The sequence below is a fragment of the Synechococcus sp. CS-1329 genome (genome assembly GCF_025128055.1).
Taxonomy (GTDB): Bacteria; Cyanobacteriota; Cyanobacteriia; order PCC-6307; family Cyanobiaceae; genus Regnicoccus_A.
This window is the reverse complement of sequence record NZ_JAHLYS010000049.1, coordinates 1-20,578: the sequence shown is the minus strand read 5'-3', so window position 1 is coordinate 20,578 and position 20,578 is coordinate 1. Positions and strand designations below refer to the sequence as shown.

26 protein-coding genes are annotated in these 20,578 nt (G+C 68.0%); 12 read left to right on the top strand and 14 right to left on the bottom strand.

All coding sequences use genetic code 11. The annotated features are described in order from the left end of the window. Window positions 1-414: phycocyanin subunit beta (locus tag KQ304_RS13650; RefSeq protein ID WP_259737613.1), on the bottom strand; the 414-nt coding region annotated here is incomplete at its 3' end. Between the two features lie 120 nt (window positions 415-534). Here KQ304_RS13650 and KQ304_RS13645 point away from each other — a divergent pair. After that, window positions 535-1,803, top strand: a complete 1,269-nt coding sequence (locus KQ304_RS13645) for a glutathione S-transferase family protein (protein ID WP_259737612.1) — start codon at window positions 535-537, stop codon at window positions 1,801-1,803. Further along, window positions 1,800-2,375: a DUF2808 domain-containing protein gene (locus tag KQ304_RS13640; RefSeq protein ID WP_259737611.1), complete on the top strand. Its 576-nt coding sequence runs from the start codon at window positions 1,800-1,802 to the stop codon at window positions 2,373-2,375. Before KQ304_RS13645 ends, KQ304_RS13640 begins: the two co-directional genes overlap by 4 nt. On the opposite strand, the gene KQ304_RS13635 is transcribed toward KQ304_RS13640, so the two are convergent. Continuing rightward, a complete protein-coding gene (locus KQ304_RS13635; RefSeq protein ID WP_259737610.1) occupies window positions 2,357-2,800 on the bottom strand; it encodes a VOC family protein in 444 nt (147 codons plus the stop codon). The genes KQ304_RS13640 and KQ304_RS13635 overlap by 19 nt on opposite strands. A 226-nt stretch (window positions 2,801-3,026) precedes the next feature. Next, on the bottom strand, window positions 3,027-3,500 hold the full coding sequence (locus KQ304_RS13630) for a hypothetical protein (RefSeq protein ID WP_259737609.1): 474 nt from the start codon (window positions 3,498-3,500) through the stop codon (window positions 3,027-3,029). A gap of 210 nt (window positions 3,501-3,710) precedes the next feature. Between KQ304_RS13630 and KQ304_RS13625 the strand changes: the two genes are divergently transcribed. Beyond that, window positions 3,711-4,409, top strand: a complete 699-nt coding sequence (locus tag KQ304_RS13625; protein WP_259737608.1) for a BMC domain-containing protein — start codon at window positions 3,711-3,713, stop codon at window positions 4,407-4,409. On the opposite strand, the gene rdgB is transcribed toward KQ304_RS13625, so the two are convergent. The 4 genes from rdgB to KQ304_RS13605 are packed head-to-tail and all read right to left on the bottom strand — an operon-like array spanning window position 4,399 to window position 6,825. Further along, window positions 4,399-5,010: an RdgB/HAM1 family non-canonical purine NTP pyrophosphatase gene (rdgB, locus tag KQ304_RS13620; protein ID WP_259737607.1), complete on the bottom strand. Its 612-nt coding sequence runs from the start codon at window positions 5,008-5,010 to the stop codon at window positions 4,399-4,401. The two genes, KQ304_RS13625 and rdgB, sit on opposite strands and share 11 nt — an antisense overlap. A gap of 6 nt (window positions 5,011-5,016) precedes the next feature. Further along, window positions 5,017-5,406 carry a hypothetical protein gene (locus tag KQ304_RS13615; protein ID WP_259737606.1) on the bottom strand — a complete coding sequence of 130 codons (390 nt, stop codon included), beginning with the start codon at window positions 5,404-5,406 and terminating at the stop codon, window positions 5,017-5,019. 58 nt (window positions 5,407-5,464) lie between these two features. Continuing rightward, window positions 5,465-6,163 carry an SDR family NAD(P)-dependent oxidoreductase gene (locus KQ304_RS13610; protein ID WP_259737605.1) on the bottom strand — a complete coding sequence of 233 codons (699 nt, stop codon included), beginning with the start codon at window positions 6,161-6,163 and terminating at the stop codon, window positions 5,465-5,467. A gap of 14 nt (window positions 6,164-6,177) precedes the next feature. Beyond that, a complete protein-coding gene (locus KQ304_RS13605) occupies window positions 6,178-6,825 on the bottom strand; it encodes an NAD(P)H-dependent oxidoreductase (RefSeq protein WP_259737604.1) in 648 nt (215 codons plus the stop codon). Window positions 6,826-6,908: 83 nt separating this feature from the next. On the opposite strand from KQ304_RS13605, the gene KQ304_RS13600 reads away from it, so the two are divergent. Continuing rightward, window positions 6,909-7,142: a hypothetical protein gene (locus tag KQ304_RS13600; protein WP_259737603.1), complete on the top strand. Its 234-nt coding sequence runs from the start codon at window positions 6,909-6,911 to the stop codon at window positions 7,140-7,142. Window positions 7,143-7,153: 11 nt separating this feature from the next. Here KQ304_RS13600 and KQ304_RS13595 read toward each other — a convergent pair whose 3' ends face one another. Continuing rightward, window positions 7,154-7,513 (bottom strand): hypothetical protein, encoded by a 360-nt coding sequence (locus KQ304_RS13595; protein ID WP_259737602.1) that lies wholly within the window; start codon window positions 7,511-7,513, stop codon window positions 7,154-7,156. Window positions 7,514-7,553: 40 nt separating this feature from the next. Continuing rightward, window positions 7,554-7,841, bottom strand: coding sequence for a high light inducible protein (locus tag KQ304_RS13590; RefSeq protein ID WP_259737601.1), 288 nt, complete (start codon window positions 7,839-7,841; stop codon window positions 7,554-7,556). A 109-nt stretch (window positions 7,842-7,950) separates the two neighbouring features. Between KQ304_RS13590 and KQ304_RS13585 the strand changes: the two genes are divergently transcribed. Together KQ304_RS13585 and KQ304_RS13580 are read left to right on the top strand one after the other, a co-directional pair. Then, entirely contained in the window at window positions 7,951-9,510 is a 1,560-nt protein-coding gene (locus tag KQ304_RS13585) for an NAD(P)/FAD-dependent oxidoreductase (RefSeq protein ID WP_259737600.1), read from the top strand. A gap of 42 nt (window positions 9,511-9,552) precedes the next feature. Further along, window positions 9,553-10,242: a hypothetical protein gene (locus KQ304_RS13580; RefSeq protein WP_259737599.1), complete on the top strand. Its 690-nt coding sequence runs from the start codon at window positions 9,553-9,555 to the stop codon at window positions 10,240-10,242. Window positions 10,243-10,245: 3 nt separating this feature from the next. Here the strand turns inward: KQ304_RS13580 and KQ304_RS13575 are convergent, their stop codons facing one another. From KQ304_RS13575 to cax, 4 genes are read right to left on the bottom strand one after another with little or no spacing between them, the layout of a single operon-like run. Next, the gene (locus tag KQ304_RS13575) at window positions 10,246-10,782 is read right to left on the bottom strand and encodes a hypothetical protein (RefSeq protein ID WP_259737598.1); all 537 of its coding nucleotides are present in this window, start codon (window positions 10,780-10,782) and stop codon (window positions 10,246-10,248) included. Window positions 10,783-10,800: 18 nt separating this feature from the next. Then, complete coding sequence (locus KQ304_RS13570) at window positions 10,801-11,061, bottom strand: hypothetical protein (protein WP_259737597.1); 261 nt, start codon at window positions 11,059-11,061, stop codon at window positions 10,801-10,803. A gap of 34 nt (window positions 11,062-11,095) precedes the next feature. Beyond that, window positions 11,096-12,007, bottom strand: coding sequence for an amino acid ABC transporter substrate-binding protein (locus tag KQ304_RS13565; protein WP_259737596.1), 912 nt, complete (start codon window positions 12,005-12,007; stop codon window positions 11,096-11,098). Window positions 12,008-12,050: 43 nt separating this feature from the next. Beyond that, window positions 12,051-13,043, bottom strand: a complete 993-nt coding sequence (gene cax / locus KQ304_RS13560) for a calcium/proton exchanger (RefSeq protein ID WP_399229520.1) — start codon at window positions 13,041-13,043, stop codon at window positions 12,051-12,053. A 71-nt stretch (window positions 13,044-13,114) separates the two neighbouring features. Between cax and gltS the strand changes: the two genes are divergently transcribed. The 3 genes from gltS (at window position 13,115) to KQ304_RS13545 (ending at window position 15,636) form a co-directional block, all read left to right on the top strand. Then, window positions 13,115-14,329 (top strand): sodium/glutamate symporter, encoded by a 1,215-nt coding sequence (gene gltS / locus KQ304_RS13555; protein WP_259737594.1) that lies wholly within the window; start codon window positions 13,115-13,117, stop codon window positions 14,327-14,329. A 47-nt stretch (window positions 14,330-14,376) separates the two neighbouring features. Beyond that, window positions 14,377-15,372, top strand: a complete 996-nt coding sequence (gap, locus tag KQ304_RS13550; protein ID WP_259737593.1) for a type I glyceraldehyde-3-phosphate dehydrogenase — start codon at window positions 14,377-14,379, stop codon at window positions 15,370-15,372. A gap of 66 nt (window positions 15,373-15,438) precedes the next feature. Beyond that, on the top strand, window positions 15,439-15,636 hold the full coding sequence (locus KQ304_RS13545) for a hypothetical protein (protein ID WP_259737592.1): 198 nt from the start codon (window positions 15,439-15,441) through the stop codon (window positions 15,634-15,636). A 4-nt stretch (window positions 15,637-15,640) separates the two neighbouring features. On the opposite strand, the gene KQ304_RS13540 is transcribed toward KQ304_RS13545, so the two are convergent. Then, complete coding sequence (locus KQ304_RS13540; protein WP_259737591.1) at window positions 15,641-18,382, bottom strand: cyclic nucleotide-binding domain-containing protein; 2,742 nt, start codon at window positions 18,380-18,382, stop codon at window positions 15,641-15,643. A gap of 46 nt (window positions 18,383-18,428) precedes the next feature. On the opposite strand from KQ304_RS13540, the gene KQ304_RS13535 reads away from it, so the two are divergent. The 3 genes from KQ304_RS13535 to KQ304_RS13525 all read left to right on the top strand — a co-directional run bounded on the left by KQ304_RS13535 (window position 18,429) and on the right by KQ304_RS13525 (window position 20,465). After that, entirely contained in the window at window positions 18,429-19,163 is a 735-nt protein-coding gene (locus KQ304_RS13535; RefSeq protein WP_259737590.1) for a phytochelatin synthase family protein, read from the top strand. Between the two features lie 103 nt (window positions 19,164-19,266). After that, entirely contained in the window at window positions 19,267-19,611 is a 345-nt protein-coding gene (locus KQ304_RS13530; RefSeq protein WP_259737589.1) for a helix-turn-helix domain-containing protein, read from the top strand. A 2-nt stretch (window positions 19,612-19,613) separates the two neighbouring features. Further along, on the top strand, window positions 19,614-20,465 hold the full coding sequence (locus KQ304_RS13525) for a HipA domain-containing protein (protein WP_259737588.1): 852 nt from the start codon (window positions 19,614-19,616) through the stop codon (window positions 20,463-20,465). Window positions 20,466-20,578: the final 113 nt, after the last annotated feature.

Here is a 20,578-nt window from a genome sequence, read left to right as displayed (position 1 = left end):
GGCGGCTTCCTTCATCTTGCGGACGCCTTCAGCCACCGAAGCGCCGGGGACGCCGAGGGCGAGGTAGGTCTCACGCAGGCCGTTGAGGCAGCGATCTTCCAGGACGGAAGCATCGCCGGTGAAGACGGCGTAGGTGACGTAACGGAGGATGATCTCCATGTCGCGCAGGCAGGCAGCCATGCGGCGATGGGTGTAGGCATTGCCACCGGGGGCGATCAGGGCGGGCTGCTGATCGAACAGATCGCGAGCCGCGTTGGTGACGATCTTGGAGGCGTTGGAGGTGATGCGGTTGACGGAGTCCATCCGCTTGTTGCCACCGGAGACGATGGCGCCGAGGGCATCGAGCTGGGCGGCACTGAGGAACTCGCCGCGGGCGTCAGCCTGGGCCACAACCTTGGTGAAAGCGTCGAACATGACAGGGAAGCGTTCAACCCAGACGCTAGGGATCAGAGCCACAGCAGCGCGAGGGATCTGTGCTGGGCTCCTAGCCTTCCAGCACAAGCTGGACGTGCGGGGGCTGGTGTGACTGAGCAGATGGGGAACGCCCCAGCGCCTGAGGCGACTGAACCGCTGAGCTGGGAACAACTGGCCGCCCTGGCACCGGCTGAACCCGACCGCCTGAGTGGTCCGGCCAGCGCCCAGGCCCTGCTGCGCCTGTTCGGGGCCAGCGAAGCGGAGGTGAGGGTCACCCTTTTCCGCGACCACCACGCCTGGTGCCCCTACTGCCAGAAGGTGTGGCTGTGGCTGGAGGAAAAGCGCATCCCCTACCGGATCCGCAAGGTGACGATGTTCTGCTACGGGGAGAAGGAGCTCTGGTTCCGCCGGGTGGTGCCCTCCGGCATGCTGCCGGCCCTGGAGCTGGATGGCCGTCTGATCACCGAGAGCGACGACATCCTGCTGGCCCTGGAGCGGGCCTTCGGCCCCCTGGGACAGGGAATGACCGCTCCGGCGGTGCTGCCCCTGCGCCAACTGGAGCGGGTGCTGTTTCGGGCCTGGTGCCAGTGGCTGTGCAGCCCAGGTCTGAGCCTGGCCCAGGAGGAGCGGGCCGCCGCCCAGTTCGACCGGGTGGCTTCCTCAGTGGATGAGGCCCTGCGCGCCAGCCCGGGCCCCTACCTGCTGGAGAACTTCAGCAGCGCCGATGTGGTGATCACGCCCTACATCGAGCGCATGAGCGCCAGCCTCTTCTATTACAAGGGCTACAACCTGCGCTCCCGTCATCCCGCCATCGCGGCCTGGTTCGCGGCGATGGAAACCCGCCCCACCTACCTGGGCACCCAGAGCGACTTTCACACCCACGCCCACGATCTGCCGCCACAGATGGGGGGCTGCCACGCCTGGAGCACGACGGAGCAACAGGCTGCCCAGCGGCGCGTGGATGAGGGCCCCTGGCCCCTGGCCAGCCCGGATCCGGAAACCTCCCAGCCGGAGCCCGAGGGCTCGGCCCTGGTGGCCCTGGCGCGGGTGCTGAAGCACCGCCAGGCGATCGCGGCGGTCAACCCCGATGGGCCAGAGCGCTTTGATCGGGCCCTGCGCTGTGCCCTGACCGCCCTGGTGAGGCCGTCGCTGCCCCTGCCGCCGGCGGGCGCAGCGGCGGGCCTGAGCTATCTGCGCGATCGCATCAGCGTGCCCCGCGACATGCCCCTGCACGCCGCCCGGCGCCTGCGCCAGGCCCTTGGGGCCACCATCGCCGCCGCGGAGGGCCCGAAGGCAGCAGCCTCCACACTGCCGCGGGCCCATCGCCGCGACCAGGACCCCAGGCCTTTTTTGCAGAGTGAGCCCAGCCTGGAGGCGATCCGCCGATGAGGAGCAGACACCGCGGCTTTCGCTTCAGGCTGCTGGCAGCCTCGGCCGTCGCCCTGGCCCTCTGGGCCCCAGCCCCGCTGGCACCCGCCGCCGCCGGCGCCACCGAGCTCAGGGAGCAGACCTTCTTCCTGCGCGCCCCCTGGAAACTGCGCTGGCGCACCTATTACTCCACCGTCTTTGATCGCGGTGGTGAGTACTACGTCACGATCGAGATGCCCGAGGAACCCGGTGCGGGGCTGGGGGCCCTGGAGATCCGTCAGATCTCGGGAGCCGACTGGCGCTTCTCCTTCGACGACTCCCGCACGCGCGCCTTTCTGGGTCAGCCCCGGCGGGAGGGCCCGCCAGTGGCGGTCCAGGCCAGCTTCAACGACGCCAGCCGGCTGTTTCGCATCACCTTCCCCTCGCCTCCCTCCCCCGGGCAGACCGTGACCGTGGCGCTGCGGCCCTGGAGCAACCCCTCCAGCGCCGATGTCTATCAGTTCTCCGTGGTGGCCTTCCCCGCCGGCCCCAATCCCGTGGCCCAGCAGGTGGGCATCGCCAGGATGTCGATCTATCAGCCGGTGGATTTCTGATCACCCACCAGGTGGTGATCCTCCAGGCCGGTGATCGCCTCGGGGTTGCTGTAGTGCTTGAACTCCAGCCAGTTGCCCGAGGGGTCGATCAGAAAGAGGCTGCGGTGCTCCAGGGCTGTACCGGCGAAACGCAGGCGCGGCGTGCCCCCCAGCCGCAGGCCCCGGGCGCGGGCCTGCTGCTCGAGGGCCTCGAGCTCGCCGGCGCTGGCGAACACCAGACCGAAATGGCGGGGGTAGATGCCTTTCTGCTGCTGGGGCCCGTCGGGCTCGAGATGGGCCACCAGCTGATGACCACCCAGCTCCAGCACCAGGGCCTCGGCGCTGCGACGACCGCGCCGGCAGCCCAGCCCCTGCACGTACCAGTGCTCAGTCGCCTCCAGGTCGACGACGGGAAAGGCCAGGTGAAACAGGGGCGCGCTCGACATCGCGGCGAAGCTCAGCCCATCCATTCTGATGCCCACAGAAAAGCCCCCGGTGGACACGCGGGGGCTTTTCCGGAGCCAGCCTGCAGCCTGGGGGGGCGCGGGCGGCTCAGGGGCCGACGGGGTGGAGGGGTCACCGGTGATCCATAGCTAGCCGTGGCGGCTCTGGCCATGGCGGCAGCGGAGATCAAACGCAACACGCCCAGGCCCCCCCGAATCCAAGCCGGGCTCAGAGGCGGCGGCGGAAGCCGTCGCTGAAGCCCACTGAGGCGGCGGAGCGCTCGTCACTGGCGCGGCTGAGCTGCCAGACATTGCGGCTGAGGCGCTGGGCGGTGATGCCGGCCCGGCGCACCACGGCGGTGCCGGGGCGGGCCCCCAGCAGCAGGGTCACCTCCTGGGTGGTGAGGGGTGCCCCCGTCTCGACCGCCAGGGAGATCGCCTCCAGGCGCCCCTTGAGGGTCAGAACGGTGGCGGAGCCTTCGGCTTCGGCCTCGAGATCGAGCAGGGGCAGCTCGGCGCCCGTGCTGGCCATGCCGCGCATCAGGCCGAGCCCCACCACGGCCAGGGCCTGCTCAGGCTTGACGCCCTGCTCGATCGCACCGCTGATCCACTCGGAAAAAGAAGTCTGCGCCTCGCTGCGAACGCTGCCTGCGGAATTGACGGTGGAGGCAGGGTTCACCGTGCTGCTGGATTTCGAAGCCACGGCGCTGATTCTCAGGGGTCTTGAAGTGAAGGTATCGGCTGAGCCCAGGCGCGCAAGGGGTCAGCGGCGGCGGCGAAAGAAACCGGAAAGGTCCGAAGGGTAAGATCCAGCAGCTTCCTTGAGAACCCAGTCCCCTGGGGATTCGGCCTGCTCTTTCAGGTCGTGGCGCCACCCATCCCACAGGTCTCGTTGATGCCCCGTTCGTCACGGATGGATTCCCGCCCGCCGGACGATTCAGGCCGAGGTCGCCAGGTTCGCCTCACCGGCAGTCACAGCCCCGCCGTACAGCCGCGCCAGGGCATTGAGCTGCGCGCCTTCGTCTTTCTCGACTCGCTGCAGCCCCAGCTGGCGGCCTACATGGGCACGGTGTCCCAGGGCTTCCTGCCGATTCCAGGTGATGCCTGCCTCTGGCTGGAGGTGGCCCCTGGCATGGCCGTGCACCGCCTCACCGACATCGCCCTCAAAGCCAGCACCGTGCGCCTCGGCCAGAAGGTGGTGGAGCGGGCTTTCGGATCCCTGGCCCTTTACCACCGTGATCAGAGCAGCGTGCTGCTCTCCGGCCAGGCGGTGGTGGAGGCGATGGGCACCACGGTGGAGCAGCGCGGCCGTTGCGCGGTGACCTGGGACGAGATCATCCGGGCGATCACCCCCGACCATGCCGTGCTGATCAACCGCCAGAACAGGCGCGGCTCGATGATCCAGGCCGGCATGAGCATGTTCATCCTCGAAACCGAACCGGCCGGCTACGTGCTGATCGCCGCCAACGAGGCTGAGAAGTCGTCGAACATCACCGTGGTGGATGTCAAAGCCGTGGGCGCCTACGGACGTCTCACCCTGGCGGGCCGGGAGGGCGACATCGACGAAGCCGCCGCCGCCGCCATGCGCGCCATCGAGATCATCAACCGCTGAAGGATCTGCGGCTGCCGTTCAGGCCCAGCGCCCTGGGTAGATCAAGGGCGAGGGCATGCAGGGCCTTGGCGCGGCTGCCCAGCTTCTCCAGCTGATGGGGGGGCATCTCAGCGAGGGTGCAGCCGGCCTCGCGCACATGCAGCAGCCGGTTGTAGCCATAGCCAGGGGCCTCCACGGGCTGGCGCAGGATCTCCCCTCGGCAGATTCCCTCCGCCTCGAGCACGGTGCTGCCGCTGGGGTCAGCCAGGGCCAGGGCACTGATCAGGGCGGCGCTGCGGTAGGGGCTGTCCCCCAGCTCCTGCAGCAGGCGGGCCATGCGCTGCTCGTCACCCTGGGCGTAGCGGGCTGAGTACACGCCCGGGGCGCCGCCGAGCACATCCACCGCCAGGCCCGAATCATCGGCCAGGGCCCAGCAACCGGTGATGCGGGCCACGGTTTCGGCCTTCAAGCGGGCGTTCTCGGCGAAGGTGCTGCCGGTTTCCTCCACCTCCAGTCCCTCGGGCTGGGGGGTCACCAGCAGATCCAGTGAGGCGAGCATCGCCTCCATCTCCTGGATCTTGTGGTGGTTGCCGCTGGCGAGCACCAGCACGGGCCTGGCCATGGAAACTCAGGCCTGGGTGGCCAGCGGACGGGGGCCCTGCCTGGGCACAGGGCCGTCGCGGTCGGAGCGGAAGATCAGCTCCAGGTCGCCGGCATGGTCGGGCAGGAGGCCGATCAGCTCGGCGAAGGCCGACTGGGTCTGGGGCGCTCCCTTGGTCATCATCTCGGAGCTCATCAGCACCACATCCAGCTCGGGGCCATCGGCCTGGGGCTGGACATCAGCAAAGATCTGCACGGCCATCCCCTGGGGAGGAACGCGCATCACGCCACTGAGGTGGGACGGGCCCTGGTGTTCGAATTCAGCATTCAGGCGCTGCAGCGCGGGCATCAGCTTGGGGATCAGTTCATGGCCCGCCGCCGGACCCCGGGGCTTGAGCACAATGATCAGACGAGCCATCTCCACTGCTGCGATCGGGGTCCGCATCCTTGCGCAGCGCCGCCCCCGCAGTGGGCCCTCAGCGCTCCAGCTGACAACTGATGGCCAGTTCGAAGGGCACAGCACTGGCCGGCAGCGCCAGCAGGAGGCTCACCTGGGCGGCCAGATCTTCCGGCTGGGTCATCTCCTGGCGTGGGATGGCCTTAACCGCCGCCGCCATCTCGGTGTTCACCCAGCTCGGGCAGATGGCCGTGACCCGAATGCCCGCGTCCCAGCCCTCCTGGCGCATGCAGTCGCAGAGGGCCATCAGGGCGAATTTGCTGGTGGCATAGGCCGCCAGACCCCCCTTCACCCGCTTCCCACTCATCGAGACCAGCGTGAGGATCCGGCCATCCCCGCTGCGCGCCAGCCAGGGCCAGGCCGCCCGCGTCAGCCACCAGGGACCCATCAGGTTCACGGCCCAGAGCCGCTCGGGCTCCTCCGCCTCCTCCGCGCCGAACAGCAGCCCGGTGCGGGAGAACACGCCAGCGCAGTGGATCAGCCCATCGATCGCACCGAAGCGCTCGACACTGGCCGCCACCCAGGCCTCGGCACTGGCCGGCGCGCTGGCCTCATAGGGATGCAGCAGCAGCTGGGGGGAGGCCGCCAGCGGCGTGCCCTCCAGCTGCTGGGGGGAGCGCACCCCCAGGCTGAGTCGATGGCCATCGGCCAGCAGCCGTGTGGCGATGGCCCGGCCGATGCCGCGGCTGGCGCCACTGATCAGGAGGGTGCGGGGCATCTCAGCTCGGGACCTCAGCGGTGCTCCACCAGCTCATCGAGCGGATAGCGCACCTTGGCGAGGCTGGCGTACTTGTCGTCGGCGCTGCGGTAGCCGGCGGCGCAGACCACACAACTGCGGTAAGGGGTGCCCTCAAGAGCGAGCAGGCGGTCGTAGTCGGGCGGGGAAAACCCTTCGATCGGACAGGTGTCGACCCCGAGCAGAGCGGCCGCCGTCATGAAAGTACCCAGGGCGATGTAAACCTGATTGCTCGACCAGGCGCCGATCTGGGCGCTGCGGGGACCGGCCACCAGATCCTTGTGCATCAGCTCGCGGTAGCCGGCCAACTGCTCCGTGTCCTGAGCGCGGGCGGCGGCGGTGGCGGTGATCAAACGGTCGAGATCACTGGCTTCGATCTGGCGCCGGGCCAGGAACACCACCAACTGGGAGGCCTCGGTGATCTGGGCCTGATTCCAGGAGAACGGGCGCAACTGGGCGCGCACGGCCGGCTCATCGATGACCAGGAACCTCCAGGGCTGCAGGCCATAGGAGGAGGGGGTGAGCACCAGGGATCGCTCCAGGGCCTGCCAGGTCTGGGGGGGAATCGTGCGCTCGCTGTCGAACTGCTTGGTGGCGTAGCGCCACGTCAACGAGTCGAGCAGATCGGCGGCGGCGATCGGCATGGGGGAATCCTGTGAAGAAAGTTTCAAGAAGCCTGGGCCAGACCCTGGCGCTTGTGACAACCTTGATGCCGTCACACGGGTGGTTGGACCGGTTGGAGCACTGTTCCTTCATTGGCCAGTCTTTCACTGGCCAGGCGATCTGGCTGAAGCGTTCCAAGGTTGAAGCCCTGCGCAGCCGGCTTCTGGAGCTGGAAACAGAATTGAGAAGCCAGATTCAGGGCTTGCCGCAGGGCCATGAGCGCTGGCTCGACACCGAGCGGGAGCTGAACGCTGCCGAGACAGCCCTCTCCCAACTGGGGGACTGGCGCCTGGGCTGAATCCAGAGAGCTCAGCGGCTGCAGGGAAACTGCTCGCGAGCGCCCACCAGCAGGCTGAACAGGGGCTGCTCAGGATCGGCGGCGGACCAGAACCACTTGCCGTCGGAGTAGCTGGGGGGACCACTGGCGTTGCTGCGGGGCAACTGCAGGCTCAGACCGCGCCAGCTCAAGACCACAAAAGCGCCGGGGGCGGTGCCGGCGCTGATGTTGGGAATCCCCGGGGCATCGACCGCACCGGCATGGACTTCGGCCAGCATCGGCTCGCCGTCGCAGAGGTAACGCTCAGGCTCTGCGGCCCAGGCGGGGGGCACAGCAGACACAGCAAAGCCGCCCAGAAGAAGGACGGCCAGCAGAACAGCAATCAGGCGCATGGCAGAGGGAAAGCTCAGACCATGCTGGACCTGCTGTCGATCAACCGATGCCGAGCAGGCCACGGGTGAAGGCTTCGCCGCCCATGGCGGCTTCGGTGGCCAGCAGGGCGATGAAGCCGAGCATGGCCATGCGGCCGTTGAGCTTCTCGGCACGCTCGTGGAAACCCCAGCCGCTCTCGGGGCTCACCACTTCCATGCGGGGCTCGGTGGCGAAGGCATTGAGGCGACCGCCATCTTCGGTGGTGACGGTGGCGCCACGGATGGTGGCGCGCTCGCTGGCGGTGATGGGGGCGTTGCTGGTGGGGGCGGCGGCGGTGGCTTGAGCCATGGGGATTTCCGTGTCGTTGAAAGCAATGTAACACATTATTGCGGACTGTTACAAGTCCCCCGAGCTGCGGGGCTCGCCATCATCAGGATCTGCTTCTGGCTTGTCACCCTTGTCCGCTCCCTCCTCCAGCTGTGACCTGGTCGTGATCGGCAGCGGCCTCGGTGGGCTCTGCTGCGCCGGCCTGGCCGCCCTGCATGGGCTCGATGTGGTGGTGCTCGAAGCCCACGACCGCCCTGGCGGTGCCGCCCACGGTTTCGAGCGGCGCGGCTTCCAGTTCGAATCGGGCCCCTCGCTCTGGAGCGGCCTGGGCCGCTGGCCCAGCAGCAATCCCCTGGCCCAGGTGCTGCACGCGCTGGGCGAGAGCGTTCCCGTCGCCACGTATCACGACTGGGGGTTGCTGCTGCCGGAGGGTTCCCTGCGGATCGGCGTGGGGCCCGAGCCCTTCATCGCCACGGTCCGTGAGCTACGGGGCCTGGCCGCCGCCGAGGAATGGAGCTCCTTCATGGCCTGGCTCCGGCCCTACAGCGAAGCGGCCCTGGCGCTGCCGCTGCTGGCCATGCGCCCAGGCCTGGGCATGGCGGCCGTGCTGGGGGTGCGCCGCTCCGCCCGGCTGGCCCGGCTGGCCCCGCAGCTGGCCGCCCTGGGGGGCGCCTTCGGGCCGATGGCACGCCGCCGCCTGCGTGATCCCTTCCTGCTGCATTGGGTGGACCTGCTCTGTTTCCTGATCTCCGGCCTGCCGATGGATCAGACCAGCGCTGCCGCCATGGCGACCCTGTTCGCCGACTGGTTCGACCCCGGCGCCTGCCTGGAGTACCCCCTGGGCGGTAGCCCCGCTGTGGTGGCCGCCCTGGTGCGCGGCCTGGAGCGCCACGGCGGAGCCCTGCACACCAGCTGCCCCGTGGCCGAGATCAGCCTGGAGGGGGGCGCCGCCCGAGGGGTGCGCCTGGGTGATGGCCAGCTGATCCGCGCCCGGCGCGGGGTGGTGAGCAACGCCAGCCTCTGGGACACCCTCGCCCTGCTGCCCCCTGAATCCGGCCACAGCCGCTGGCGCCAGCAGAAAGCAGCCACCCCGGCCTGCGCCAGCTTTCTTCACCTGCACATGGGCCTGCGCGGCGAGGGGCTCGAGGATCTGCCAGTCCACCACGTCTGGGTGGGCGACTGGGAGCGGGGCATCGGCGCCGAGCGCAACATGCTGGTGCTCTCGATGCCCTCACTGCTGGACCCCTCCCTGGCCCCCCAGGGTCAGCACGTGCTGCACGGCTACACCCCGGCCAACGAACCCTGGGAGCTGTGGCAAGACCTGGAGCCTGGAACGGAGGCCTACGAGACCCTCAAGCGCGAACGCTGTGGCCTCTTCCGCCAGGTGCTCGGCGGCATCATTCCCGATCTGGAGGAGCGCGTGGTGATCGAACTCCACGGCACCCCCCGCAGCCATCAACGCTTCCTGCGGGTGCACCGGGGCAGCTACGGGCCCGCCCTGGGGGCCGACCAGGGCCCCTTCCCCTCCGGATCCACGCCGATCGAGGGGCTCAGCCTCTGCGGAGCGGGGGTGTTCCCCGGCATCGGCGTGCCGCCGGTGGCGGTCAGTGGGGCGATGGCCGCCCATGGCTTCATTCCTGTTTCCCAGCACAGGGCACTGCTGGAGAGCCTGGATCTGCTCAGGCCCTGAGCCCACGGCACGTACTCTGCCCCCAGTGCGACAGACCAGCGGGTGCTGAAGGGCAGTGACAACCGAGTCGAGGAACTGAAGGCCCTGGGCTGGTCAGCCGAGGACCTGCGCAAATACGAGGAACTCTGGGAATACCGCCAGCGCTGGGGTGCGATCAACCTGGAGCTTGAAGACCGCGTCTTCCTGCGTCAGGCCGAGGCGGCCCTGCCCAAGCGGGCCGCCCATGGCAAAGGTGGCGGGCGCAAGACGATCCAGGAGAAATCCCACTACCGCTGGCTCAGTGCCCAGCTGGAGGCCATGCGCAGCAGCCCCGTCGAGGCGGGCCTGGAGAACGGCCGCACTGGCGCCTGGCCGATCGTGCTGGAGGAAGAACTGCGGGCCCTGGCTTACTACCAACCGGTGCTGGGACTGCCCGACACCCTCAAGGCCAAGGCCCTGATCCCGGCCCGGGAGCGCTGGGTCGAAGCCGCTGCCGTCAGCGGCGAAACCCTGTCCTTTGATTTCCCCGCCGCCCTCGAGGCCATCCGCCAGAGCGGCACCCCCAGCTGGAAATCCCTGCGCTCCGAAGCCGCCGAGAATCCCCTGAGCTATCCGGTGCTCGACGCGGAAGCTGTCGCCAGTTTCCGCGCCACGGTGCGCCAGGAGGTGCTGGCCCTTACGCGCAGCACCTTCCCCTCCCTGGCCGAAACCAGCAAGCCGGAACCTCCCGACGACTGGCAGCCCAGCAGCTGAAGCTCAAGGAGCTTTGCTGTTGATCGGAGCCGGCTGGGGATTCGCCCCTCCGGCTCCGCCCTGGCAGGCCTCCTTCAGCAGCTTGGTCTCAAAGGCGGCCTGGGGCTTCTCCCAGCCTTTCCAGGCCATCTCCGCGCCCGTCACATTGATCTGGCCGGCCTTGCAGTGGACCGAGAGATAGAGCATCTGGTTCTTGGCGTTGCGGCTGCGGGTCACCAGGCTGCCGTCCATCAGCTGCCAGCTGGACCAGTCGATCGAGAGCGGGCCGTAGGCGCGCCAATCGGCCGCAAGGGCAGGTTGCACCGGCAGCACCAGGAACAGCGCCAGGGCCGGCAGGGTCTTTGCGGCGCTGGGCGCTGCCAGTGGCCGTGAAGGGAGCCTGGGATCAGGCTCAGGCTCCTGGAGCAGGCGCACGATCACCACCGCCAGATTGACGGCGATCAAGGCAAAAGCCAGGGCTCCGACTCCGGCCAGAGCCCGCAGGCCCAGGGAAAGGGAGGGCGCTTTGGCCAGTTCAAGGTCGTCGAGGTCCTGGGGCATGCAGCAGATTCGCGGGGTCTAGGGAGCGGGTTGGGCGGCAGGCGGCTGGGTGGTGAACTCCACGCTGCAGCGGTAGCGGAAGCTGTCGCCAGGCATCACGATCTCCTGGCAACGGCTGCCGGTCACGGTGGCTCCCTCGGGGACCTGACGGGTGGCCTCTTGCAGGGCGTTCTCTCGGTCGATGATCGAATCGGCTGTGGCGGAGCCGGCGCTGGCGGGAAGGCCAGCCAGCAGCAGCGTGGCGGCGAGGCCGCCGAGGGATCGAAACAGGCTGGCCATGGCAGGTGGTGGAGGGGGTGGAATCGGGACCGCCTCAGGGTTTGGTCGGCACCTCTTCCTTGAAGTCAACCATCAACTGCATCGTTTCGGTGAACAGTCCGGTGACGTCCTGGGTGAGGGGCGTTTTGCCCTGGGGCCCGAACCAGCGATCAAAGATGGCCCGCTCCCTGGGCTGCTGACGCAGAAACCCCTGCATGTATCGGATCAGAGCCAGGTCCACCACCCGCTGAAAGGAGGAATTGTTCTGGGGCACCATGCAGGCGATGCCCTCCCTGGAGTAGGCGTCCGCCGACACCTTGAAGGGGGCCTGGCTGCCCTGACGCTGCAGCCAGGCGTAAAGCAGCATGCCGTCGTCGGCGAAGGCATCGATGCGGCCCTGCTGCAGGGCCTCATAGCCCGCCTGCCTGTCCTTGAGCAGCACCACCGTGGCGGCCGGCTGGCGAGTGGAGACCGCCAGGGCACTGGTGGTGCGCGGCAGGGCACCGACCCGCTTGCCCGCCAGCGAGTCCGGAGAGGACAGGCCCGAGCCCTTGGGCACCAGCAGCTGGGTGCCGGTGATGCCGTAGCTCACCGAGAAATCCACCTTTTCATCGCGGCTCCAGGTGAAGCTGCTGGCATCACAGACCAGGTTCACGGCCCCTGACTCCAGGCTGGGCAGGCGCTGGTCGGTGTCGAGCGCCACCAGTTTGAGCTGGATCGGGCGGCCGGTCTGGCGCTCGATCTCTTCCCGGATCAGGTTCATCATGTCGACCGAGTAGCCCACCAGCTGCCCCTGCTCGTTCTGGTAGGCGAAGGGGAAGGCATCGCGGCTGGTGCCCCCCACCAGGACGCCTGAGGCCGCCACCGACTCCAGCAGGGAGGTGGCGGAAGCCGGTGCCGCCAGGGCCAGAGCGGCGAGGAGTTGCAGCAACGGGAGCAGACGTTTCACCAGCAAGACGCGACTCACCAACTGAATTGAATTCGAATCAACATAGTCCAAAGGTCACAATTCAAAGGGCCTGAAAGTAAAGACCAGCCGCCAGAATCACGTAGGCGGCCAGCAGCAGCACCCCCTCCAACCAGTCGGAGCGGCCATCGAGGCTCACCAGGTTGCTCACCAGCACCGCCGTGATCACCGCCACCAGCTCATAGATCTCGAAGCTGAGGTCGAGGGGATGGCCCAGCAGGGGGCTCGCCAGCACCAGCACCGGCACCACCAGCAGGGCCACCAGCAGGGTGGAGCCCATCGCCACCGACACCGCCAGGTCCATCTGATTGCGGCGGGCCATGGTGATCGCGGTGAGGAATTCCGCCGCTCCGCCCAGCAGTGGCAGCAGCACCACCCCCGTGAACAGAGCCGTGAGCCCGAGCTGGCTGGTCACGGATTCCACCACTCCCACGAAGATCTCTGACACCAGCGCCAGGGCGGTGGTGGCCCCGATCAGCACCAGCAACCAGGGCAGCGGACTGACGGCTGCTTCCCCATCGCGGCACTCCGCCTCTGCCACCTCATAGAGGGCCCGGTGGGTGCGCAGCGAAAAGATCAGGGTCAGCCCATAGACCAGCAGCAGCACCCAGGCCACGAATCCCGAGAAGGCCTGGGTGCGCTCCGGCGCCGCCCCTGTGGAGAACACGGCAAGGCTGGGAATCAGAATCGCCAGCACCGCCAGGGTCATGGCCGAGCCGTTCACCCGGGCCACCACGGGCTGGAAGCGCTGCTCGCTTCGCCCCAGCCCGCCAAGAAACATCGAAAGACCGAGGGCCAGCAGGGCAATGATCAGTTCCGAGGCATTCCCGAACACCGCATTGAGCAGGGCGCCCAGGGATGGGCCTAAAGCCACGGACAACTTCTCCGTGGCCATGCTCAGCCAGATCGCCAGTGGCAGGATCGCCAGCCCCGAGCAGACGAAAACCACGCTTTCGCCCCAGTGCAGTCGCTCAGCCGCCCATGAGAGCGGCACCAACACCAGCCCAGCCTTGGCGAAGGTCCGTCGGGTGAGCATCGGCAGCGATTGGGCTGGGGGCATTCTGTGCCGATCCGGGTCAGTAGGCTCTGCCGGCCCAAAGTGGACTGATGAGCTTGGAGATCGGAAGTTTTGCCACGTTCAACGTCGCCATCGTGGTGCTGGCGATCGGGCGTTGGCTGAACCAGCGCGTGGCGGTGCTGCGCCAGTTCAACATTCCCGAGCCGGTGAGCAGTGGGCTGCTGGTCTGCGTGCTGCTGGCCCTGGTGCATGCCGTCAGCGGCCTGGAGGTGGGCTTCAACCTGGCCACCCGCGATTTTCTGCTGCTCTATTTCTTCGCGGCGATCGGGCTCGGCGCCGACATCCGCACCCTGATCGCCGGCGGCCGGCCGCTGCTGGTGCTGGTGGGACTGACCCTGGGCTACATGGTGCTGCAGAACCTCACTGGTGTCGGCGTTGCCAGCCTGATGGGGCTGGATCCCCTCAAGGGGCTGCTGGGGGGCTCGGTGTCGCTGCTGGGGGGGCACGGCACGGCGATCGCCTGGGCACCCCGCTTCGTGCGCGATCACGGCATCGACAATGCCCTGGAGATCGGCATCGCCTGCGCCACCCTGGGCCTGGTGCTGGCCTCGCTGATGGGGGGGCCGGTGGCCCGCTTTCTGATCCATCGCCATCGGCTGCGCACCGGCCCCGCCGATGGCCCCAGCACTGGCGCCGGAGAAAGGGCCGACACCCCCTCGGATCTGCGACCGGTGACCTACTTCAGTCTGCTGAGCACGCTCTTCTGGCTGAACATGAGCCTGGCGGTGGGTGAAGTGCTGCACACCTCCCTGCAGGCCATGGGCAGCAACCTGCCGCTGTTCGTCTGTTCCCTGTTCGGCGCGATCCTGCTCACCAACCTCGTGCCGCGCCTGCTGCCCCGGATGCGCTGGCCGGCTGGATCCCGTTCGCTGGCGCTGATGTCGGAGATCTCCCTGGGCATCTTCCTGACGATGTCGCTGATGAGCCTTCAGCTCTGGACGATCGCGGGCCTGGCGGGGCCGATTCTGCTCATCCTGGCGGCCCAGTTCCTGGTGGCTCTGGTCTTCGCTGTGGTGGTGGTGTTTCCGGCGATGGGCAGCGACTACGACGCCGCCGTGATCTGCTCCGGCTTCGGTGGGATTTCCCTGGGGGCCACCCCCACGGCGATGGCCAACATGGCGGCGGTGAGCCACCGCTACGGCCCCTCTCCCCAGGCCTTCATCATCGTGCCGCTGGTGTCGGGGTTCTTCGTGGACATCAGCAACGCGGTGGTGATCCAGCGCTTCCTCAACTGGCTGGGCTGAAGCCGGTAGGGTGAGCGGCTGCAGCACAACCGATCAGGGGAGCCGAGATGGCGATTGCACTGGGAATCAACGGCTTCGGGCGGATCGGGCGGCTGGTCTTTCGCCGCAGCTTCGAGGTCGAGGGGATCGACGTGGTGGCGATCAACGATCTGATCGAGCTCGATTACATCGCCTACATGCTCCGCCACGATTCCACCCACGGCCGCTTCCGCGGTGAGGTGGAGACCCGCGACGGCCAGCTGATCGTCAATGGCAAGGCCATCCGCGTCAGCGCCGAGCGGAATCCGGCGGACCTGAACTGGGGGGCCGTGGGCGCCGATGTGGTGCTCGAATCCACCGGTCTGTTCCTCACCGATGCCTCGGCGCGGGCCCACATCCAGGCGGGCGCCAGCAAGGTGGTGCTCTCGGCCCCCTCCAAGGACGACACGCCGATGTTCGTGATGGGGGTGAACCACCACACCTACGCCGGGCAGGACATCGTCTCGAACGCCTCCTGCACCACCAACTGCCTGGCCCCGATCGCCAAGGTGCTGCACGACACCTTCGGCATCCGCGACGGGCTGATGACCACCGTCCATGCCATGACCGCCACCCAGAAAACGGTGGATGGCCCCTCCGCCAAGGACTGGCGCGGTGGTCGCGGCGCCAGTCAGAACATCATTCCCTCCTCCACCGGCGCCGCCAGGGCCGTGGGCAAGGTGATCCCCTCCCTCAACGGCAAGCTCACCGGCATGGCTTTCCGCGTGCCCACCCCCGATGTGTCTGTGGTGGACCTCACCGTGAACCTGGAGCGCCCCGCCAGCTACGAGGCGATCAAGGACGCGATGAAGGCCGCCGCCGCGGGGCCGATGGCCGGGGTGCTGGGCTACACCGAAGCCGATGTGGTGTCGTCGGATTTCCTTGGTGAAACCTGCACCTCGGTGTTTGATGCCGGCGCCGGCATCGCCCTCACCGACACCTTCGTCAAGGTGGTGGCCTGGTACGACAACGAGTGGGGCTATTCCTGCAAATGCCTCGACCTCATCCGTCACATCAGTGCCTGAGGGGCTGGCGGATGCGGGGATCTGCGGTTGATTGAGCGCTGCAGGCTTCCTGCGCCGCACCCCCCGATGGAGTTCCCCACCCTGCTGGTCCGGCTCGTGAGTCGTCCGCCCGGTCATGACCGGGCCCTGGTGCTGCGTAACCGCCAGGGGCGTGTGACTGGGGGTTATCACAACGCCAAGCTGCTCGACCCGGAGCAGACCAGGGCGCTGATGGCCGATCATCACTGGGATGTGGTTCCCGGCATGGACGCCCGAGGCCGCTGATCCCCTAGCTCTGCAGCGAGCGCATCAGGCTCTGGAGATGGCGGCTCTCCAGCTCCAGCACCCGCCGGGCGAAATCGGGGTCGCGCTCCAGCACCGCATCGAAGCCCGCCACGGGCACAGCCAGCAGCCGGGTTCCCTCCTCTTCGGCCACGATCGTGTTCTCGGAGGCGCTGTGGCTGAGCACCTCCAGCTCGTCGAGCACCTGGCCGGGGCACAGCGGCTCCAGGCGAAGGCCATCGGCCTCCTGGTAGCGAACCGCCGCCCGCCCCGCGATCAGCAGCAGCAATTCACGGCAGGTGTCGCCGGTTTCGGTGATCAGCTCACCGGCAGCGAAGCAACGCAGCTCCGAGGCCGCCGCCAGCTGCTCCAGGCTGGCGTGGCTGGTGCCGGAGAAGAAATCACTGGCGGCCAGGTGGACGCGCATCTCCAGCGCCGGCAGGTCGTGCAGCTCGGGCACGGGCGACGTGGGGTGAGACACGGCCTGGAGCACCTCCCCCAGGGGTACGGGCGCGGCGGCGGCATCGAGGCCACTGGCCAGGAGGCGGGCGCGGTTGGGAGCGAGCCGCGCCAGCAGGAACAGGGCGGCGGCCCGCAGCAGCGGTGTGCGCTCCTGCAGCAGATCCTCAAGGCTGGAGAGGGTGTTGGCGAGGGGACAGGCGGGCGGCTGATCCTCGCCGCCCCGGGGCTGCTGAAGCAGCAGCGCGTACACCGGCGCTGAGAGTTGCTGCTTCCAGGTGCCCTCCGCCAGCAGCTGGGGAAGATTCACCGGCCGCAGGGCCTGGAGCCTGGCGGCCCACTCCAGGGCCTGGGGTTGCTCCTTCAGCTCAGAGAGCACGCCAAGCATGGCGCGCACGCTCAGGTCCTGACGCTGGAGCAGGGACTCGGCCAGCAGGTCACGCAGCAGTGGCTGATCGGCCAGCTGTGGCTGCAGCAGGTTCAGGCGTGCACGCCGCAGCTCGGAGAAGCGGGGCAGCATCGCCTCCAGCTTCTGCAGGGCCGAGGTGCTGGGGGCCAGACCCTCAAGCACGCTGGCCGCTTCATCCGGGCTGATCGAATACTGATTGCGCAGGCTGCGGATCACCTCGGGATCAGCCTGACGGCTCTTGAGCAGCATCAGCCGCTCCAGGGATTTGCTGTAGCCGCTGAGGCGCACCTGATCCTCGAGGCTGCGGCGACCGTCGGGATCGAGCAGATCGGGGTTCTCCACCCCCACCGATTCGAGCAGCAGGCTGTGTTCCTCGTCGCTGATGCCGATCTCCCGCCGCATCTGGCTGAGCACCTCCAGGCTGCTGGAGGCATTGGCGTAGCCCTCCTGCAGGGCCTCCCGCACCACCTCCTTGTAGACCTGCTGGCGCTTCTCACGGGTGAAGCCCGGCAGCACCTTGGCGAGCACATAGACCTCATGGGGACTGAGGTCGGCCAGCTGGCGGCCATCGAGATAGCGCCCCACATCGAGATCGAGCTTCTCCAGCTGGCGGCGGAAGCGGCTGGCCAGGTTCTCGCGCTGGTGCAGGTCGGAGCTGCGCTCCCAGGAGCGGTAAAGCCAGAGGCTGCTCACCGACACCACCACGGCATCGAAGAGGCTCTGAACCCAGCCGGGGAACTGCAGCAGCAGCGGCCGGCCGGAGAACAGAAAGAAGAAGTTGAAGACCCCGAAGGTGGCCAGCACAAAGATCTCATGGCGCCCCCAGCGGCTGCTGCGCTCGATCCAGCGGCCCAGCACCACCCCCAGCCAGGTGAACAGTCCCAGCACCAGTGGCACCGCCACCAGCCGGGGCACATTCAGGCTCTGGCCGAACAGAAACAGTCCGGGCCGCAGCAGCATCGAGAGCTGATCACTCTGGCGCACCCAGGCGCCGGAGAAGTAGTACTCCCAGGTGCCGGCATAGAGGTAGTAGTAGAGGAAATAGCCCACCACCAGGCCCACGTAGGCATAGCGCTCGAAGCTGAACTCACGGCTGCTCAATCGCGTCCAGTACATGCGCTCGGCGTCGATGTCGATGCAGGGCTGCTGGCAGGCCACGCAGGCGCTCTGTTCACTGCCGTCGGGCAGCACGGTGCGGCACATCGACTGGGTGATCGGTTTCTCGCTCAGGTGCGCCTTGCTGCCCAGCAGACCCGCCGGGGTGGAGTAAATGCTCTGCACCGGCGCCATCGGGCAGAAGTACTGACACCAGGCCTTGCCGCCGTAGAGCCAGCCCACCGTGATGGCGGCGGCGATGGTGAACAACAGCCAACCGGCCAGCACCAGTCGGTCGGCATTGAAGAAGAGGATGCGCCCGCAGAGGCCCACGAACAGCCAGCCGAACTGGAGCTGGGGGTAGTGACGAGCCAGCCAGGAGTCGGCGGGCACCTTGGCCAGCTGCTGGCGGCGCTCGCCGGTGCGGGGGTTGACCTTGGTGCGCTGGCGCTGCCAGCCCAGGGCCCGGGGGATCTGCGAGAGGAAGGAAAGCGGGCAGATCCGGCGCCAGAGCTCGTGGCCGAACAGCAGCAGGAGCAGCACCGCCGCCGGCACCACCACCCCCCAGAACACGGTGGTGCCCAGGGGGTAGGGGGTTTGACTGAGACAGAAGTCCTGCACTGGAACGCAGTCTTCACTGAGGCGCAGGGGGCTCCAGGGGTGATCCGCCTCGGTGAAGCGGGGCGTCCAGGGGTCGTAGAAGAGGGAGGCGATGATCAACAGCCAAGCGCTGGTGAGAATCCAGCGGATGCCATGCATCCGCGCCTCAGACACCTCAAAGGCCATCAGGTGGGGCCACACTGGCGCGAACCTTAGATGGATCGTCCTGAGCTTGCTCCCCTGCCGCCGCGCCCATGCCCTGCCGGCCGTTCTGGCTCTGGCGCTGGTGGCCCTGCCGCCGCTGCTCCCCCGTGCCCTGGCCCAGTCGGGGAGCGACATCACCATTCCCCTACCCGAGACGCAGGGCCAGACCCTGCTGCTGCAAAGCAATGACCGCGCCGACTACGGCCCGCTGGCGGAGCAGTTCCTCACCCAGGCGAACCTGGCCTACTGCGGTGTGGCCAGCATGGTGATGGTGCTCAACAGCCTGGCGGTGCCGGCACCGGCGGCGGCGGGCTACGGCAGCTACCGCTTCTGGACCCAGGAGAACGTGTTCGAGCCCGCTGCCACCCGGGCGGTGCTCAGCCCCGAAGTGGTGGCCCGCCAGGGGATGACCCTGCAGGAACTGCGGGGGCTGCTGGCCAGCCATGGGGTGCAGGCCCGGGCCATCCACGGCGATCGCCTCAGCCTGGCCCAGTTCCGCCTGCTGCTGCGCAGCAACCTCAGCCAGGCCAGCGATCGCCTGCTGGTGAACTACGACCGCAAGGCCCTCGGCCAGGCCGGCGGCGGCCACATCTCCCCTGTGGCCGCTTATCACGCCGCCAGCGATCGGGTGCTGATCCTGGATGTGGCCCGCTACCGCTACCCATCGGTGTGGGTACCCCTGACGGATCTCTGGCAGGCGATCCGCACCACCGACAGCAGCACCGGCCTCAGCCGCGGTGTGGTGGTGGTGCGGCAGATCTGAGGGCGGTACAACGCCCCTTCACTCGCAAGTCATGTGGCTGTTAAGCACCATAAAACGCCTTTAGGATGTCATCAGGCAACACAACTGCCACCTCCCGCCGCTGATGGCCAAGGCCAGTTCCATCGTTCTTCATCCCCCGGCGGCCCTGGAGCAGAGCCTGGAGCGTCTGGGCCGGAACATCCGCACGGCCAGGCTGCGGCGCCGCTGGCGCCTGGAGGATGTGGCCGAGCGCATGGGGGTCACCCGCTACACGGTGGCCGATGTGGAGCGAGGCAAGCCAGGCACCTCCGTGGCGGCCTATCTGGGGGCGCTCTGGGTGCTGGGGCTGCTGGATCAGATGGCCGAGGTGGCTGATCCGGATCGGGATGAGGAGGGCAAAGCCCTGGAGGGGGCCCGCAGCCCGAAGCAGGCACCCCGCCGCCACCGCCGCCTTGATGACGACTTCTGACCATGGCGGCTGAGCAGGCGTGTTTTGTCTATGTGGTGCTGCCTGGCGACACCCAGTTCGTCACGGCCGGGCGCTTTGAGCTCCAGGAGGATCGCCAAGGGCGACCGGTGGGAACCTTCGTCTACGGCCGTCGCTATCGAGAGCGGCCTGAGGCCGTCGAACTCGACCCGGTGGAGCTGAGGCTGGGCACACGCCCGTTTGAGACCGGCCGTATGGGGGGCTTCTTCGGGGCCCTGCGTGATGCGTTGCCGGATTTCTGGGGCCGGCAGGTGATCGCCCGCCATGGAGGATTGGGGGAACCCAGCGACTTCGATCTGCTGCTACTTGGGCCGGATGATCGCGCTGGCGCGCTTGGCTTCGGACGCAACGTCGAACCTCCGGCACCGCAGCGGCGGTTCAACCGCAGGCTCGATCTGGAACGGATCCAACAGGCCGCGAATGCGATCCTCACCGATCAACCCCAGCTGGCGGGCTCGGCCCACGATCAGGTGAATGAGCTGCTGCACGGGGCTGGCACCTCCATGGGCGGAGCCCGGCCAAAAACCACCGTGGAGCATGACGGTGCCCTCTGGCTGGCCAAGTTCCCGGCACCCAGAGATAAATGGAATCAGCCGAAGGTGGAGCACGCCCTGCTGTTGCTGGCGCGGCAGTGCGGGTTGCAGGTGGCGGAAAGCCAACTCACCCGGGTGGGGGAGGCCGATGTGCTGCTGGTGAAGCGGTTCGATCGCGACTGGAGCGGTGATGGATACCAGCGCCACCGGATGGTGAGCGCCCTCACGCTGCTGCAGGCGGAGGAGAGCACCACGGACCGGCAGACGTGGTCGTATCCTGACTGCCCGACACTTCTCAATTGAGACAGTCATGCGACCGCCAGCTGCGCTGTTGGGTTTGGCAGTGGCGGCAGTTCCACCCGCGTGAACCAGGGCTGTTTCTGCCGCCGCTGCACGCCGCGGCTGGGAATGCAAGG